Source organism: Streptomyces griseoluteus (genome assembly GCF_004784465.1).
In the GTDB taxonomy this organism is placed as follows: Bacteria; Actinomycetota; Actinomycetes; order Streptomycetales; family Streptomycetaceae; genus Streptomyces; species Streptomyces griseoluteus.
The window spans coordinates 220,575-235,384 of sequence record NZ_SRRU01000006.1; the positions used below are offsets into that span (position 1 = coordinate 220,575).

Sequence of the window (14,810 nt, forward strand, 5' to 3'; positions counted from 1 at the left end):
CGTGCTTTCCTCCCTTGTCAGGACTGGATCCGGGACCGGCCGGCTGCGGCCGCGCCACGACCCCTCGGTCGCCGAGCGCATCGCCGCGTCGGCCGCCACCGTCACGGGCGCGAGCCTGCGCACCGAGGACTTCCCGCAGTGGCTCGAAGGGCGCCGAAGGGCCCATCGGTTCACCGTGGACCGGATCCCCTTCCATGCGCTCGACGGCTGGTCCTTCGACGACACCACCGGCAACCTCGTGCACCGCAGCGGCCGGTTCTTCTCCGTCGAGGGACTGCACGTCACCCGGGACGAAGGGCCGCACGGCGAGTGGTACCAGCCCATCATCAAGCAGCCCGAGGTCGGGATCCTCGGCATTCTCGTCAAGGAGTTCGACGGGGTTCTGCACTTCCTCATGCAGGCCAAGATGGAGCCCGGCAACCGCAACCTGCTGCAGCTCTCGCCGACCGTGCAGGCCACCCGGAGCAACTACACCAAGGTCCACAAGGGCGCCGATGTGAAGTACATCGAGTACTTCACCCAGCCCGGCCGCGGCCGGGTCATCGCCGATGTGCTGCAGTCCGAGCACGGATCGTGGTTCTTCCACAAGAGCAACCGCAACATGATCGTCGAGGCCGTCGGCGACGTGCCGCTCGACGACGACTTCTGCTGGCTCACCCTCGGCCAGGTCGGCCAGCTCCTGCACCGCGACAATGTCGTGAACATGGACTCGCGTACGGTCCTCGCCTGCGCTCCGTTCCCCGACGACGGGGCGGACGCCCTGCTCTCGGACACCGAACTCGTCTCGTGGTTCACCGCCGAGCGCTCCCGGCACGACATACGCGCCGAGCGCGTCCCGCTCCACGAACTCCCCGGCTGGGTCCGCGGCACGTCGACCATCGATCACGAGCTGGGCCGGTACTTCCGCGTCGTCGCCGTCTCCGTGGAGGCGGGCAGCCGCGAGGTCACCGGCTGGACCCAGCCCCTGTTCGAGCCCCTTGGCCTCGGCGTCACCGCCTTCCTGACCCGGCGGATCGGCGGCGTGCCGCACGTCCTGGTGCACGCGCGCGTGGAGGGCGGCTTCCTCGACACCGTCGAGCTCGGCCCCACCGTCCAGTACACGCCGGACAACTACGGGCACCTGACCGGCGAGGATCGGCCGCCCTTCCTCGACCTGGTCCTCGACGCCGACCCGGCCCGCATCCAGTACGAGGCCGTCCACTCGGAGGAAGGCGGCCGCTTCCTCAACGCGGAGAGCCGATACCTTCTGATCGAGGCCGACGAGGAGCAGGCCCCGTTGGACCCGCCCGCCGGTTTCCAGTGGGTCACCCCCGCCCAGCTCACTTCCCTCGTACGGCACGGCCACTACGTGAACGTCCAGGCCCGGACCCTGCTCGCCTGCCTCAACGCGACGGCGGTGCTCTCCGGATGAAGACCGTGCGGATCGGGGTCCTCGGCTGCGCGGACATCGCACGCCGCCGCATGCTGCCCGCCATGGCGGCGGAGCCCGGCATCACCATCGCCGCCGTCGCCAGCCGCGACAGCGCGAGGGCGCGCGAGCTGGCAGGGCGGTTCGGCACCCGGCCCGTGACCGGGTACGCCGAGCTCCTGGAGCGGGACGACATCGACGCGGTGTACGTCCCGCTGCCCGCCGCCCTGCACGCGCGGTGGACCGAGGCGGCCCTGCGGGCGGGTAAGCATGTCCTCGCCGAGAAGCCGCTCACCACGTCCCTGGCCGAGAGTCGTCGGCTGATCGCCCTGGCACAGGAGTCGGGTCTCGCCCTGATGGAGAACGTCATGTTCATCCATCACTCCCAGCACGACGCCGTACGGAAACTCGTGTGGGACGGCGCGATCGGCGAGCCGCGCGCCTTCCACGCCGCGTTCGCGATTCCCAGGCTGCCCGACGACGACATCCGGTACATCCCGGAGCTCGGCGGCGGGGCACTGTGGGACACCGGCGTCTATCCGGTGCGTGCCGCCCTGCACTTTCTGGGCGAGAACCTCCAGGTGCTCGGCGCCATGCTCACCCAGGAACCCGGCCGGCGGGTGGACACCGCGGGCTCGGCGCTGCTGCGCACACCCGAAGGCGTCGGCGTCCAGCTGACGTTCGGGCTCGACCACGGCTACCGATCCGCCTACGAGATCTGGGGCAGCCAGGGGCGGATCACGGTGGAGCGGGCCTTCACACCACCCGCCGACCACCGTCCCCTGATCCGGGTTGAGCGCCGCGGTGTCGAGGAGATCTCGCTGAGCCCCGACGACCAGGTGGCCGCCACCCTCCGGGCGTTCACCGCGGCGGTTCGCGACGGTGCGGCGCGGGATTCGGTGTGCGTGCGCCAGGCGGAGCTGCTGCACGAGCTGCGCGAGCGCGCGCTGCCGAGCCGACCGTGACGGTCCCCCCGCTACCGAGGAGGGGCGGCCGCGCGGCCGGCGCGCCGGGAGTGGACTCCATGTCGGTCCCGGCTACGGGCGGTCCGCCGCGAGTCTGCCCCTGGGGGCAGGCCCTGGCCGAGCAGGCCACGACCTTGCACCGGGGCAGGCCGCCTTCGCCGCGAACCCCCACGACCGGCGCCGGCTACTTCGTGGTCGCCCACTCCAACGGCGGCAAGCCGGCCCTGGTGGCGGCTCCGGGGCCTGGCGGCGACGCGTTCATGGGCTTCGACATCTCGGGGCACGGCCGTCGCTTCGCCGTAGGGCTGCCCCAACTGCCGGGCGTGCATGGCCGCGCCGACGAGGCCACGGCGGACCTGACGATCCGGCTGTGGGCGGCGCCCCGCACCTACCACCTCAGCACGCTGGCATTTCTCGAAGAGTGCCTGCTGACGCGCGACGCCGCCGTCCAGGCTTCCGATGCGCGCTCCGGGACCCCGGTCACGGAACTCGCATGTCAGAGTGCGGTTCGCTGAAAGTCAATTCCCGGTGAACGGCATTGCCCTGTCGTTCGCTGCCGAAGAAGCTGGTCACCAGTCTCCACCGAACTCACTTTCTTGCCGGGGTCATCCGGACACCTTCCCTCACCGACAGGAGAGACAAGCATGGGCAATCTCACCGGAAAAACGGCACTGGTCACGGGGGCGAGCCGGGGAATCGGCCGGGCCATCGCCGAAAAGCTCGGATACGCGGGCGCCCTCGTGGCCGTGCACTACGCGACCGGGGCCGACGCCGCTGCGGAGGTCGTCGAATCCATCGAGAAGGACGGCGGCCGCGCCTTTAGCGTGAAGGCGGAACTCGGCGTCCCCGGCGATGTCGACGTGCTTTTCGAAGGTCTTGAGTACGGCCTGAAGGAGCGCACCGGCGCGACCGATCTGGACATCCTGGTGAACAACGCCGGCGTCATGGCGATGGGAGCACCCGAAGAGGTCACGCCCGAGATGTTCGACCGCATGATGGCGGTCAACGCCAAGGCGCCCTTCTTCATCGTGCAGCGCGCCCTGTCCGTCATGCCCGACGGCGGCCGCATCATCAACGTCTCGTCCGGCCTCACCCGGGTCGCGAGCCCGGACCAGGTGACGTACGGAATGACCAAGGGCGCCCTTGAACAGATAGCGCTGCATTTCTCCCGCCATCTGGGAAACCGGCGGATCACCGTCAACAGCGTGGCGCCCGGCAGCACGGACAACGGCAGCGCACTGTTCCAGATTCCCGAGGTCCGCGAGACGCTGTCGCAGCTCAGCACCTTCGGTGAGGTCGCGGAACCGGCGGCCATCGCCGATGTGGTGGCCTTCCTGGCGTCCGAGGACGCCCGCTGGATCACCGGGGCCTTCATCGACGCCAGCGGCGGCACGCTGCTCGGCTGAGCGCCGGATGCAGCCGAATTCCGAAGAGAGAGAAACCACCGTCATGTTCGGATCGCTGTCCGCTGTTCTGATCAAGTGTGACAACTTCGAGGAAATGAAAGCCTTCTACCGGGACCGTCTGGACATGGCGACGGTGAAGGAAGGCGATGGGTGGATCGTCCTGGACACCGGCTCCGGCGGCGAACTCGTCCTGGGCGGTGACACCGGTGGCGACACCATGGCCATCGCCTTCACCGGGGCCGAACTGGGCCCCGCCAGGGAAGGCCTGAGGGACTCCGGTCCCACGGAGATCGAGAAGCACTCCGACATGCATCGGTTCTTCGTGAAAGACCCGGACGGCAACACCGTCCTGATCATCGACTGAATCCGGCCGCCACCTCATCATCCAGACGCAGCAGGGAGTATCCGTGAAGATCCTCTTCGTCGCGAGCGGGAGTCCCGCGACGGTGTTCGCCCTCGCACCGCTCGCCACCGCAGCGCGCAATGCGGGACACGACGTGTTCATGGGCGCCGTGGAGGACATGGTTCCTTACATCGCGTCGGCGGGAATTCCGGCGCTCTCCATCGCGCCGTCCTCGATCCGGCGATACGCCACCATGGACCGCGAGGGCAATCCGGTCAGGATGCCCGAGACCCCGGAGGAGGAGCTGGACTTCGCCGGGCACTGGTTCGGGCGGATGGCGGCAGGGAGCATGGACGCGCTCCGGGAGGTCACCGCGAACTGGCGCCCCGACCTGGTGGTCGGCGGTTCGATGTCCTTCGCGGCCGCGCTGATCGCCGCCGAACTCGGCGTTCCTTACGTACGACAGGCCTGGGACACCGGCGACGCCTGGCGCACGGACCCCGCCGCGAGCGACGAACTTCGCCCGGAGCTACGGGCATTGGGGCTCGACCGGCTGCCTGATCCGGCCCTCTTCGTCGACATCTGCCCGCCGAGCCTGCGGCCGACGGACGCGCCGCCCGCCCAGATGATGCGCTGGGTCCCGGCCAACGGGCAGCGGCGGCTCGAACCGTGGATGTACACCAAGGGCAACCGGCCGCGCATCCTCGTCACCTCGGGCAGCCGTTTGGTGTTCGCGAAGAAGACCGGGTTCCTGCGAGGACTGGTCGCCGACATGGCCGCGCTCGACGCGGAAGTGGTCATCGCGACGCTGGACGAGGTCGCGGAGGAGCTGAGGACCGAACTGCCCGGCGTACGGGCCGGCTGGGTGCCGCTCGACGTGGTGGTGCCGACCTGCGACGTGGTCGTGCACCACGCGGGCGGCGTCACCGCCCTGACGGCGATGAATGCCGGTGTGCCGCAGCTGATCGTGCCGCAGGGCGGCAACTTCGTGGAGGCGGGGCTGCGTATCTCCGACTTCGGAGCCGCCATCACCCTCGGCGAGAACACCCCGGAGGCCGTCGAGAAGGCCTGCGGGGAGCTGATCGGCAACCCCTCCTATGCCGAGCGGGCGCGGGAGCTCTCCGCGGAGATCGCGGCGCTGCCGCTGCCCGCCGAAGTGGTGGGAGCACTGGAGTGTCTGGTCTGACGCTTCGCGTCGAGAACAGGCCGATGACGTCCGGCGGGCCGACGGCAGACGGCCGGTCGAAGGCACAGAACGATCAGAACGAGAAATGGAGAGCACGGCATGAGTGAGTCACGTCCGATCCGCGTGGTGATGGCCAAGCCCGAGGCGGGAGGCAAGGGATCGGCCGCACCGCCGGTCCTCGTCGACGCCTTCACCAAGGCAGGCATCGAGGTCGTCCACGCCGGCGACGACCAGAGCCCGGCGGGCCTGGTCGCCACTGTCGTCCGTGAGGGCGCCCAGATCATCTGCATCTCAAGCCTGCTGGGCGAGCACCAGGCGCTCTTCGGTGGAGTCCTCGACCTCCTCTCCGAGCAGGGCGTCGGGCAGGTGACCGTGATCGGCGGCGGCATCATCCCGACGGCCGACATCGCGGTGCTCAAGGAACGCGGCGTCACGGAGATCTTCTCCTCCGGCACGCCGCCGTGGGCCGCGGCGGAGTGGGTGCGCGACCACGTCCGTGATTCGTCCGGCGTCTGACACCGCCGTTTCCCGCGACGGGCACCGGTGCCCGTCGCGGGAGACAGAGCACCTCCCTCACCTTCATCTCGGCAGGAGACGATGATGCGCGTCCTCATGATCAACACACCCGTTTCGACTCATCTCACCCCGCTGGTCCCGCTCGCGTGGGCGCTGCGCGCCGCAGGGCACGAGGTGCTGGTGCTCGGGCGCGAGGACGTCCTCGGCGCGGCCGCGTCGGCGGGCCTGAACGCCGTGAGCATCGGCGACTGGCTCAAGCTGGACGACATACTGGTCGAGCGGCTCGGCGGCAAGCGGCCTCTGCAGTCCTGGGGCAGGCCGGCCCTGGACCAGCTCTCCAACGTCGGCTCCCTGTGGATGCCCCAGACACTGGAGGTACTGCCCGCGTACCTGGACCTGGCCCGCGACTTCGGACCCGACCTGGTTCTCTCCGACCCGATCGAGTTCATCTCGCTGATCGTGGGGGAGGATCTCGGCGTCCCCGTGGTGCAGCAGCGCTGGGGTGTCGACCCCATCTCGGACCAGGTCCGCGGCGCGGGCGAGACCTGGTTCAAGGACATCCTCGCGGAGCGGGGCCTGACCGGCCTGCCGCGCCCGGCCGTCCTGCTCGACCCGTGTCCGCCCAGCCTCCAGCTGGCCGGCGTGACTCCCGGCACCCCCATGCGCTATGTGCCCTTCAACGGCAACGGCCGGCTGCCCGAGTGGCTCCGGCGCGATGCCCGGGAGCGTGGAACGGCCCGGCGCGTCGCCGTCTCTCTGGGCGGGCGCACTCTCGCGTACAACGGTGTCCCCCTCATGCGGAACATCCTGGACGCGCTCGGCTCGCTGCCGGACATCGAAGTGCTGGCGACCGTGGAGGAGGAGTACCGCGAGGCGCTCGGTGAGGTCCCCGGCAACGTACGCGTCATCGATCCCGTCCCGCTACACCTGCTGCTCGGCTCCTGCCACGCCATCGTCCACCACGGCGGCTCGGGCACGGCCATGACCGCGAGCGCCTTCGGCCTGCCGCAGCTCGTCCTGCCCCAACTGGCGGACCAGTTCTGGCACGGCGACGCTCTGGCTCGGGTGGGCGCGGCCATCACCATCGACAGTGTCGAGCGCCAGGACGAGCCGGAGCCGGTGCGCGAGGCAGCGGCCGCGCTGCTCGGCGACCCGGCCTACGAGAAGGCGGCGGGGGAACTGCGCGCGGAAATCGCCGCGATGCCGGCCCCCTCTCGGGTCGTGACCGACCTGGAGAAGCTGGTCGCGGCCCGCTGAGACCATGGTGACCGGCCGCGTGACGTCACGAGTCGCAACCCGACCCCCGGCCATGGACTCACAGGTCTTCCTCGGCCGACGAGTCCAGGGTCTCCAGCGCGGATTCAAGCAGCGCCTTCCGCTTCTCCTCCGGGTCGCCCTCGATCGCCGACAGGAAGAAGGCGCCGAAGTGCACGCTGGCCAGGGCATCGGAGATGCGGACCTGGCTGCGGACGGACGCGCCGTCCTGGTACATCAGCTCACCGATGGCGGCGATCCGGTCGTTGAGGGTCTGGCCGATCCCGAGGGTACGGAGTGCCGCCCCGCTCTCCTGCATGATGCGGAAGAGCGGGGCGGCGCCCATGAGCGCCTCGCTGTAGCGGCGCAGCACTTCCCGCTTGGTCTCCAGGTTCCGTGGCTGCGTCCGTGCCCAGGCGACCAGCTCGTCGACGGGTCCGCCGAGGCCCTGGGAGATCGCCACGAGGATCTCTTCCTTGGCCTTGAAGTGGTAGTAGAGCGCCGCCTTGGTGATGCCGAGCCCTTCGGCGATCTCGCGCATCGATGTCTTCTCGTAGCCGCGCTCGATGAAGAGCTCGAGGGCGACGGACTGGATCTTGTCGCGGGTGTTGGCCCCGCGCACGTGCGGTGTGCCGCCCATGGGTTTCTCCTGTGTGCCGCATCGACCGCCTGGGGCCGATTCTACTTGACGGTCGGTAAGTGAGTGCCTTAGCTTCTCCATTGTATTCACTTACCGTGCGGTTGGTAAGTACGGTCGCCAGGCCGCCCCGCCGCACTTCCGGCCCATGTCACCGGGTCGGCTCGCCAGACCTGATCAAGGGAGCAGACCATGTCGCACGACCCGACCGCGGGAAGGGCGGCCGTCGTGGCGCCGCCGAATCACCGTTTGTTCGCCGTGATGACGGCGGCCGTGGTGGCGATGCTGCTCGCGGCGCTGGACAGCCTCATCCTGGGCACCGCCATGCCGACCATCGTCGGCGAGCTGGGCGGCCTCGAACACCTCTCATGGGTGGCCTCGGCGTACATGCTCGCGACCGCCGCCACGACGCCGATCTGGGGCAAGCTCGGCGACATGTACGGCCGCAAGGGGGTCTTTCTGGCGTCGATCGCCCTCTTCCTCGCGGGCTCCGTCGTGTCGGGCCTTGCCCAGTCCATGGGCCAGCTCATCGGCTTCCGGGTGCTGCAGGGCCTCGGCTCCGGAGGCCTGATGGTCGGCGCGCTCTCCCTCATCGGCGAGCTGGTCACTCCGCGGGAGCGCGGCAAGTTCCAGGCCATGTCGTCGGCCGTCATGGGCGTGGCGATGGTCGGCGGCCCGCTGGCCGGCGGCTTCCTCACCGATCACCTGGGCTGGCGCTACTGCTTCTACGTCAACGTGCCGTTCGGCCTCGCCGCCTTCGTGACGATTGCGGTCGCGCTGAAGCTGCCGAAGCGGCGCTCCCAGGCTCCCATCGACTATCCGGGTGCCGCCCTGCTCGCCGCGGTGATCACCTCGCTGGTGCTGGTCACCACCTGGGGCGGCACGCGGTACGACTGGTCCTCGCCGGTGATCATCGGCCTGATCGCGATCGCGGTGGCCGGGGCCTTCGCCCTGCTGGCCGTGGAACGCCGTGCCGTCGCGCCGGTGCTGCCGCTGACCGTCTTCCGCAGCGCCAACTTCAGCTGGGCCAACGTCGTCTCCTTCCTCTTCGGCTTCGTGATGGTCGCCGCGATGACCTTCCTGCCGATCTATCAGCAGACCGTGCAGGGCGCCTCGGCCTCCAGCGCGGGACTGCTGATGCTCCCGCTTCTGCTCGGCATGGTCGGCACGAACGCGTTCGGTGGCCAACTCATGGCCAAGCAGGGCAACTTCAAGCTGTACGCGATCGCCGGCGGCGTCCTCCTCCTCGTCGGCATCCTCCTGCTCTCTCTGATGGACACCAAGACCGGACGCCTTGAGACCGGCACCTACATGGTGGTCTTCGGGGTCGGCCTCGGGCTGCTGATGCAGGTGACTCTGTCCGTGGCGATGGAGAGCGTCGAGATGAAGGACCTGGGCGTGGCCTCCTCCATGGTCACGCTCACCCGAACGATCGGCGGCGCCTTCGGTGTCTCGCTCGCCGGCATCATCTTCAACGAGCGGGTCACCGCGGGCATGGGCGTCGAGCGCGGCGCCACGGGTGGTGACATCAACAGGCTGAGCGCGGAGAGCCTGCTGAAGCTGCCGGAGCCGGTGCGCGAGGTCTACGAGAAGGCAGTCGCCGACGGCACGCACTGGGCCTTCCTGACCGTCTCGGTGGTCGCTGCGGCCGCACTCGCCGCCTCGTGGTTCATCAAGGCCAGGCCCAAGCCCGCGGCTCCGCCGCTCGCGACCGCCCCCACCGACCAGGTCGGCGCTGCCGGCTGAGCGACCGCACGCCACCAGGTCGGACCAACCCACACGACAACGACGCGAGAACGGGGGCTGCACCGTGCAGGCAGTCGAGGTGAAAGTGCCGGGTGTCCACGTCCTGACGCCGAGGCAGATCAAGGACGAGCGCGGTGTCTTCTTCGAGTCGCTGCGCACCGACCTGCTCCAGGAGGTCGTGGGGCACCCCTTCGAAGTGAAGCAGATCAACTACTCGGTGTCCCGCCGCAACACCCTGCGGGGGGTCCACAGCGTCACCAGCCCGCCGGGGCAGGCCAAGTACGTCTCCTGTGTCCGCGGCGCGTTCCGTGACTTCGTCGTCGACCTGCGGGTGGGCTCGCCGACCTTCGGACAGTACGACTTCAACCTCCTCGATGCCGCATCGGGCCGCGCCGTCTACATCCCGGAGGGCGTGGGGCACGGCTTCCTCACGCTCACCGAGGACGCCTGCATCTGCTACGTCCTGTCGAGCACGTACGTCCCCGGCACCCAGATCGACATCGACCCCCTCGACCCGGATCTCGCCCTGCCGTGGGGCTTCACCGAGCCGCCGCTGATCTCCGAGAAGGACAGGACGGCGCGTTCGCTCGCCGCCACCCTGGAGGCCGGACTCCTCTCGGAGTGGCCCGGCGGCAGCTGACCGCGGGCCCCTTCCCCGGCCTCCCCGGACCCACGCACCCTGCTCGCATCGCGGACCACCCCCCCCGTTGGGCGGTGCGGGCGGGATGCGTGCCTTCTCTCCCAAGGAACATGATGCGTGTCCTCTTCGTCGTCACGCCCGTCGCAGGCCATCTCTCCCCCCTGGCGCCGCTGGCCTGGGCGCTCCGAGACGCGGGGCACGAGGTGCTGGTGGCGGGACAGCCCGACATCCTCGCCACGGCCCGTGCGGCGGGCCTGCACACCGCGACCGTCGGTGAGCCCTTCCGCATGGACGAGATGCTGCTCGGCCGGCTCCCCGCAGGGCAGCGGCTGCTCCAGTCCTGGGGGCGCTTCCCCGACCTGGCGCAGGCTGCCGACTTCGCTCGTTCCTGGGCGGACCACAACAGGACCGTGCTGCCCGGCTACCTGGACCTCGCCCGCGCCTTCGGCCCGGACCTGCTGGTCAGCGATGTACTGGAGTACAGCGCGCTGATCGTGGGCGGCGTTCTCGGGGTCCCCGTGGTGCAGCACCGCTGGGGCGTCGACCCCCTGTCGGAGCCCACCCGGGTCCAGGCCCGCGAGACCCACGCGGACCTCTGCGCGGCGCTGGGCCTGCCTGGTCTGCCCGACCCGGAGATCGTGCTCGACCCGTGCCCGCCTACCCTCCAACTGCCCGACGTGACACCGGGAACGCCGATCCGGCACGTCCACTCGCACGGCAACGGCAACCTGCCGGACTGGCTGCGGGCCGAGTGGACGGCCGCGGCGTCGGACCCCGCGGCCGACCGGCCCCGGCGCGTGATCGTCTCCCTGGGCCGCAGCACCCTCGCACTCAACGGCGTGCCCCTCTTCCGGAGCATCCTGCGGGCGTTCGTGGATCTGCCCGGAGTCGAGGCCGTGGCGACGGTGGACCGGGAGTACCGGGCGGAACTGGGCGAGCCGCCCGCCGGGGTACGGTTGGTCGACCCCGTCCCGCTGCACATGCTGTTCCGCACCGCCGACGCGGTCGTCCACCACGGGGGAGCCGGGACCACGATGAGCGCCGGCTACGCGGGGCTGCCGCAGCTCGTCCTGCCGCAGTTCGCCGACACGTTCGCGAGCGCCGGACAGCTCGTCCGCGCCGGAGCCGGCATCGCCCTGGAGACCGCGGCCGAGCAGGACGATCCCGCGCGGATCAGCGCCGCCCTGGCCGAACTCCTCGCCGAGCCCCGGTACACGAAGGTCGCGGCGTCGCTCGGCCGGGAGATGGCCGACATGCCCGCGCCGTCCCGCGTCGTCGAGGGCCTGGAGAGGCTGGTCGGACATGCGGGTTGACCCCCCTCGCCCGCACCGGACCGCCCTGGTCCGTTCCCACGCGCTGTTCCGCGCCACCCCCTGTTCACGAGAAGAGGCAATTCGATGAAGGCACTGGTGCTGTCGGGTGGCACAGGCACCCGTTTACGGCCCCTCACCCACTCTCTGCCCAAGCAACTGATCCCGCTGGCGGGCAGGCCGGTCGCGGCCCACGTCCTCGACAGTGTCCGGGACCTGGGCGTGCGCGAGACCGGGATCGTCGTCACGGACGGTGGTGAGCAGATCGAGCAGGTGCTCGGCGACGGCTCCGGGTCGGGCCTCTCCCTCACGTACTTCCGACAGGACGCTCCCCGCGGCTTCGGCCACGCCCTCTCGCTCGCGCGCGACTTCCTCGGGGACGACGACTTCGTCGTGTACCGCGGCGACACCCTCGTCACCGAGAGCATCGCCGACCGGGTCGCCGCCTTCGCCGCGGAGCGACCCGCCGCGGGCGTCGTCGTCCCGGAGGCCGCCCCGGACGTCGAGATCGTCCACTTCTTCACCCCCGCCGTCCATGAGGCGGTGGCCGCCCTCGCGGCGGACCGCCCCGGCGACGCGGTGACGCCGGCCGGTGCCGCCCAGTGGCTCCGCGCGCACGGCGGCGACGTACGGACGGGAACGTACACGGGGTACTGGCGGCGGATCGCGTCCGCCGACGACGTGCTGGCGGCCCACCGCACCCTGCTCGACGGGCTGGCCCCGGCGATGGACGGCGACGTCGACGCGCAGAGCCGGATCACCGGCCACGTGGTCATCGAGCCCGGCGCCAAGGTCGTACGGTCCTGGATCGAGGGCCCCGCGGTCGTCGCCGCGGGCGCGCTGGTGGAGGAGTCCCACATCGGCCCGCACGCCACGATCGGCAGGGACTGCTCGGTACACGGCACGCACGTCGACGACTCACTCCTCCTCGAAGGCGCCACGGTGTGGCCCGTCGGCCGTCTCCACGGCTCCCTGATCGGCCGGTTCGCGCAGGTCAGCGCGGCCGACCGGGACGGAGCGCCGCGCCGGAGCCTCGTCGTGGGCGACCACGCCCGGGTCGAGGTGGCGGAGTGACCGGGACGGGCGAGCAGCGCCGCGTGATGGTGCTAGGCGGCACCGGATTCCTCGGCGGGCACCTACGGACCGCGTTCCGGTCCGAAGGCGCCCAAGTGGTCTGTGTCTCCAGGACGTCACCCGGACCGTCGGCCCGCACCGGTGCGCCGGGCGAACGCTTTGTCGCGCTCGACCTGCTCACCGCGAGCCCCCGGGAGCTGCGCGCCCTGTTCGCCGACACCGCCCCGGACGCCGTGGTCAACGCCGCGGGCGCCGTGTGGAAGGTGACGCCGCAGCAAATGCACCGGACCAACACCGAGTTGACGACCACCGTGATAGCCGCGCTGTGCGAGATGTCCCCTGGCCCGCGGCTGATCCAGCTGGGCAGCGTGCACGAGTACGGCGCGGGCACCCGCGACAGTGGGCTGACCGAGGGCAGCACGGAGGCCCCCGTCACCCCCTACGGACGCTCGAAACTGGCCGCGTCGCGGAGCGTCCTCGACGCGGCAGCTGCCGGCGCGCTCGACGGTGTCGTCCTGCGCATGGCCAACATCGTCGGCCCCGGCGTCCCGGCCGGCAGCCTTCTCGGCGACATCGCGGCCCACCTGGAGCGGTACGCCGAGGACCCCGGGGCCACCGATGCCGAGTTGCTCTTCCCCCCGCTGCGCGCGGAGCGGGACTTCGTCGACGTACGCGATGTCGTCGACGCCGTGCTCGCCGCCGCCCGTGCGCCCCGTGCCGAGGTCTCGGGCCGCGTCATCAACATCGGCAGCGGACGCGCGGTCCGGACCGGCGAGGTGGTCGAGCGGCTGCTCGCGCTGAGCGGGCTGCCGGTCCGACTCGTGGAACGGGCGGCCGACGGGGCCGCCCCGGGCGCCGCCGCGGACTGCCAGAAGCTGGACGTCTCCCGCGCCCGGCGGCTCCTCGGCTGGGAGCCGCGCCGGGGCCTGGACGCCTCGCTGTCGGGGCTGTTGTCCAGCCTCTCCCTCGCGTGACGCCGCCCGCGCGAGTGACGTCCCCCCCGAACGAACGAAGCCGAGCCCGCCGTCGGCGCTACCGCCGGAATCCACAACGGAGAACCTGATGCGTGTCCTCTTCGCAGTCTTTCCCGCCGCCGCCCATGTGCATCCGATCGTTCCGCTCGCCTGGGCCCTGCAGAACGCGGGTCACGACGTCCGGGTCGCCATCCACCCCGACGCCGTCGGCCTCGTCACGGAGGCGGGTCTCGCGGCCGTGCCGCTCGGGGCCCGCCACAAGCTCGCCGGAGTCGTCGAGTTCAACTCCAACCTCGACCTGCTCGACTCGCTCGATGACACCCTCTCGCTGGACACCGAGGACGACAGCGCCCGCTGGGAGACCCAGTGGGAGGTGATACGCAACGTCCTCCTGGTCTACCAACCGGTCCTGCCCGACCTGGTGGACTTCGTCCAGGACTGGAAGCCCGACCTGGTCGTCTGGGACCCGTTCTGCGTCCCCGCCGGCGTGGCCGCCCGGGTCGGCGGCGCCGCGCAGGCCCGCTTCCTGTGGGGGCGCGACAACATCGGCTGGCTGCGCGCCAAGTCCCTGGAGCAGCTCGCGGCCCGCGGCGCGGGGCCGGCCGACGACCCGCTGATGCCCCTCATGAGCAACATGCTGGTGCCCTACGGCCTGGAGTACGAGGAGGAGTTCCTCACCGGCCAGTGGACCATCGATCCGATGCCGCAGGGCATGCGGCTTCCCATCGACCTGCCGTACACCGGCGTGCGGCGCTTGCCCTACAACGGAGCCGCCGCCCTGCCCGCCTGGGTCCACCAGCAGCCCGAACGCCCCCGGGTGGTCCTGACGCTCGGCATCGGCGGCCGCGGGCGGCAGCTCTTCCGGCAGAGCGGCGTCTCCTTCCCCGAGGTGGTCGAGGCGGTGGCCGGGCTCGACGTGGAGCTGGTCGCCACGGTCGGCGCCGCGGAGCGGGAGGCCGTCGGCACGACACCGGACAACGTCCGGCTGATCGAGTACATGCCCCTCAACCACCTGCTGCCGACCTGCTCGGCGATCATCCACCACGGTGGCGGCGGCACCTTCGCGGCAGCCGTGGCGCACCAGGTGCCGCAGCTCGTCACGCCGATGCCCTTCTGGGGCGAGGCCGCCACCGCCCAGTACGTCGCAGACAGCGGCGCGGGACTGGTCATCGACAGCTCCCAGTTCACCCCGGACGCACTGCGCAAGTCCCTCACCCGGCTCCTGGACGACCGTTCCTTCCGGGACGGCGCGGCCGCGCTGTACCAGGAGATGCAGGCAGCGCCCAGCCCCAGCGACCTGGTGCCCGTTCTGCAGGAACTGACCGCGCGTCACCGCCGCTGAGCCGCCGAG

Annotated in this window: 15 protein-coding genes; 14 read left to right on the top strand and 1 reads right to left on the bottom strand. The window is 70.8% G+C overall.

Annotated features, from left to right (window positions below):
• Position 1 precedes the first annotated feature (1 nt).
• The 8 genes from E5082_RS18175 (at position 2) to E5082_RS18210 (ending at position 7,081) form a co-directional block, all read left to right on the top strand.
• Positions 2 to 1,411: an NDP-hexose 2,3-dehydratase family protein gene (locus E5082_RS18175; RefSeq protein ID WP_135792297.1), complete on the top strand. Its 1,410-nt coding sequence runs from the start codon at positions 2 to 4 to the stop codon at positions 1,409 to 1,411.
• Complete coding sequence (locus tag E5082_RS18180; RefSeq protein ID WP_135792298.1) at positions 1,408 to 2,373, top strand: Gfo/Idh/MocA family protein; 966 nt, start codon at positions 1,408 to 1,410, stop codon at positions 2,371 to 2,373. The genes E5082_RS18175 and E5082_RS18180 overlap by 4 nt, the downstream gene beginning before the upstream one ends.
• Positions 2,374 to 2,432: 59 nt before the next feature.
• A complete protein-coding gene (locus E5082_RS18185) occupies positions 2,433 to 2,888 on the top strand; it encodes a hypothetical protein (protein WP_135792299.1) in 456 nt (151 codons plus the stop codon).
• 129 nt (positions 2,889 to 3,017) lie between these two features.
• The gene (locus E5082_RS18190) at positions 3,018 to 3,779 is read left to right on the top strand and encodes an SDR family oxidoreductase (protein WP_135792300.1); all 762 of its coding nucleotides are present in this window, start codon (positions 3,018 to 3,020) and stop codon (positions 3,777 to 3,779) included.
• A 43-nt stretch (positions 3,780 to 3,822) separates the two neighbouring features.
• A complete protein-coding gene (locus tag E5082_RS18195) occupies positions 3,823 to 4,143 on the top strand; it encodes a VOC family protein (RefSeq protein WP_135792301.1) in 321 nt (106 codons plus the stop codon).
• 43 nt (positions 4,144 to 4,186) lie between these two features.
• Entirely contained in the window at positions 4,187 to 5,308 is a 1,122-nt protein-coding gene (locus E5082_RS18200; RefSeq protein WP_167514094.1) for a nucleotide disphospho-sugar-binding domain-containing protein, read from the top strand.
• Positions 5,309 to 5,407: 99 nt separating this feature from the next.
• The gene (locus tag E5082_RS18205; RefSeq protein ID WP_135792302.1) at positions 5,408 to 5,824 is read left to right on the top strand and encodes a cobalamin B12-binding domain-containing protein; all 417 of its coding nucleotides are present in this window, start codon (positions 5,408 to 5,410) and stop codon (positions 5,822 to 5,824) included.
• Positions 5,825 to 5,920: 96 nt separating this feature from the next.
• Positions 5,921 to 7,081 carry a nucleotide disphospho-sugar-binding domain-containing protein gene (locus E5082_RS18210; RefSeq protein WP_229918865.1) on the top strand — a complete coding sequence of 387 codons (1,161 nt, stop codon included), beginning with the start codon at positions 5,921 to 5,923 and terminating at the stop codon, positions 7,079 to 7,081.
• 58 nt (positions 7,082 to 7,139) lie between these two features.
• Here the strand turns inward: E5082_RS18210 and E5082_RS18215 are convergent, their stop codons facing one another.
• The gene (locus tag E5082_RS18215; RefSeq protein ID WP_135792304.1) at positions 7,140 to 7,718 is read right to left on the bottom strand and encodes a TetR/AcrR family transcriptional regulator; all 579 of its coding nucleotides are present in this window, start codon (positions 7,716 to 7,718) and stop codon (positions 7,140 to 7,142) included.
• Positions 7,719 to 7,907: 189 nt separating this feature from the next.
• On the opposite strand from E5082_RS18215, the gene E5082_RS18220 reads away from it, so the two are divergent.
• The 6 genes from E5082_RS18220 (at position 7,908) to E5082_RS18245 (ending at position 14,801) form a co-directional block, all read left to right on the top strand.
• Positions 7,908 to 9,461, top strand: coding sequence for an MDR family MFS transporter (locus E5082_RS18220; protein WP_135792305.1), 1,554 nt, complete (start codon positions 7,908 to 7,910; stop codon positions 9,459 to 9,461).
• Between the two features lie 64 nt (positions 9,462 to 9,525).
• Positions 9,526 to 10,101: a dTDP-4-dehydrorhamnose 3,5-epimerase family protein gene (locus E5082_RS18225; protein ID WP_135792306.1), complete on the top strand. Its 576-nt coding sequence runs from the start codon at positions 9,526 to 9,528 to the stop codon at positions 10,099 to 10,101.
• A gap of 110 nt (positions 10,102 to 10,211) precedes the next feature.
• Complete coding sequence (locus tag E5082_RS18230) at positions 10,212 to 11,414, top strand: nucleotide disphospho-sugar-binding domain-containing protein (RefSeq protein WP_308437533.1); 1,203 nt, start codon at positions 10,212 to 10,214, stop codon at positions 11,412 to 11,414.
• 84 nt (positions 11,415 to 11,498) lie between these two features.
• The gene (locus E5082_RS18235) at positions 11,499 to 12,485 is read left to right on the top strand and encodes a sugar phosphate nucleotidyltransferase (RefSeq protein ID WP_135792307.1); all 987 of its coding nucleotides are present in this window, start codon (positions 11,499 to 11,501) and stop codon (positions 12,483 to 12,485) included.
• Positions 12,482 to 13,459, top strand: coding sequence for an NAD-dependent epimerase/dehydratase family protein (locus tag E5082_RS18240; protein WP_135792308.1), 978 nt, complete (start codon positions 12,482 to 12,484; stop codon positions 13,457 to 13,459). Before E5082_RS18235 ends, E5082_RS18240 begins: the two co-directional genes overlap by 4 nt.
• An 88-nt stretch (positions 13,460 to 13,547) precedes the next feature.
• A complete protein-coding gene (locus E5082_RS18245; RefSeq protein ID WP_135792309.1) occupies positions 13,548 to 14,801 on the top strand; it encodes an activator-dependent family glycosyltransferase in 1,254 nt (417 codons plus the stop codon).
• Positions 14,802 to 14,810: the final 9 nt, after the last annotated feature.

Coding starts and splice junctions, on each gene's coding strand:
- E5082_RS18180 (WP_135792298.1), top strand. CDS start 1,408: ATGAAGACCGTGCGGATCGGGGTCCTCGGCTGCGCGGACATCGCACGC.
- E5082_RS18185 (WP_135792299.1), top strand. CDS start 2,433: ATGTCGGTCCCGGCTACGGGCGGTCCGCCGCGAGTCTGCCCCTGGGGG.
- E5082_RS18190 (WP_135792300.1), top strand. CDS start 3,018: ATGGGCAATCTCACCGGAAAAACGGCACTGGTCACGGGGGCGAGCCGG.
- E5082_RS18195 (WP_135792301.1), top strand. CDS start 3,823: ATGTTCGGATCGCTGTCCGCTGTTCTGATCAAGTGTGACAACTTCGAG.
- E5082_RS18205 (WP_135792302.1), top strand. CDS start 5,408: ATGAGTGAGTCACGTCCGATCCGCGTGGTGATGGCCAAGCCCGAGGCG.
- E5082_RS18210 (WP_229918865.1), top strand. CDS start 5,921: ATGATCAACACACCCGTTTCGACTCATCTCACCCCGCTGGTCCCGCTC.
- E5082_RS18215 (WP_135792304.1), bottom strand. CDS start 7,718: ATGGGCGGCACACCGCACGTGCGCGGGGCCAACACCCGCGACAAGATC.
- E5082_RS18220 (WP_135792305.1), top strand. CDS start 7,908: ATGTCGCACGACCCGACCGCGGGAAGGGCGGCCGTCGTGGCGCCGCCG.
- E5082_RS18230 (WP_308437533.1), top strand. CDS start 10,212: ATGATGCGTGTCCTCTTCGTCGTCACGCCCGTCGCAGGCCATCTCTCC.
- E5082_RS18235 (WP_135792307.1), top strand. CDS start 11,499: ATGAAGGCACTGGTGCTGTCGGGTGGCACAGGCACCCGTTTACGGCCC.
- E5082_RS18245 (WP_135792309.1), top strand. CDS start 13,548: ATGCGTGTCCTCTTCGCAGTCTTTCCCGCCGCCGCCCATGTGCATCCG.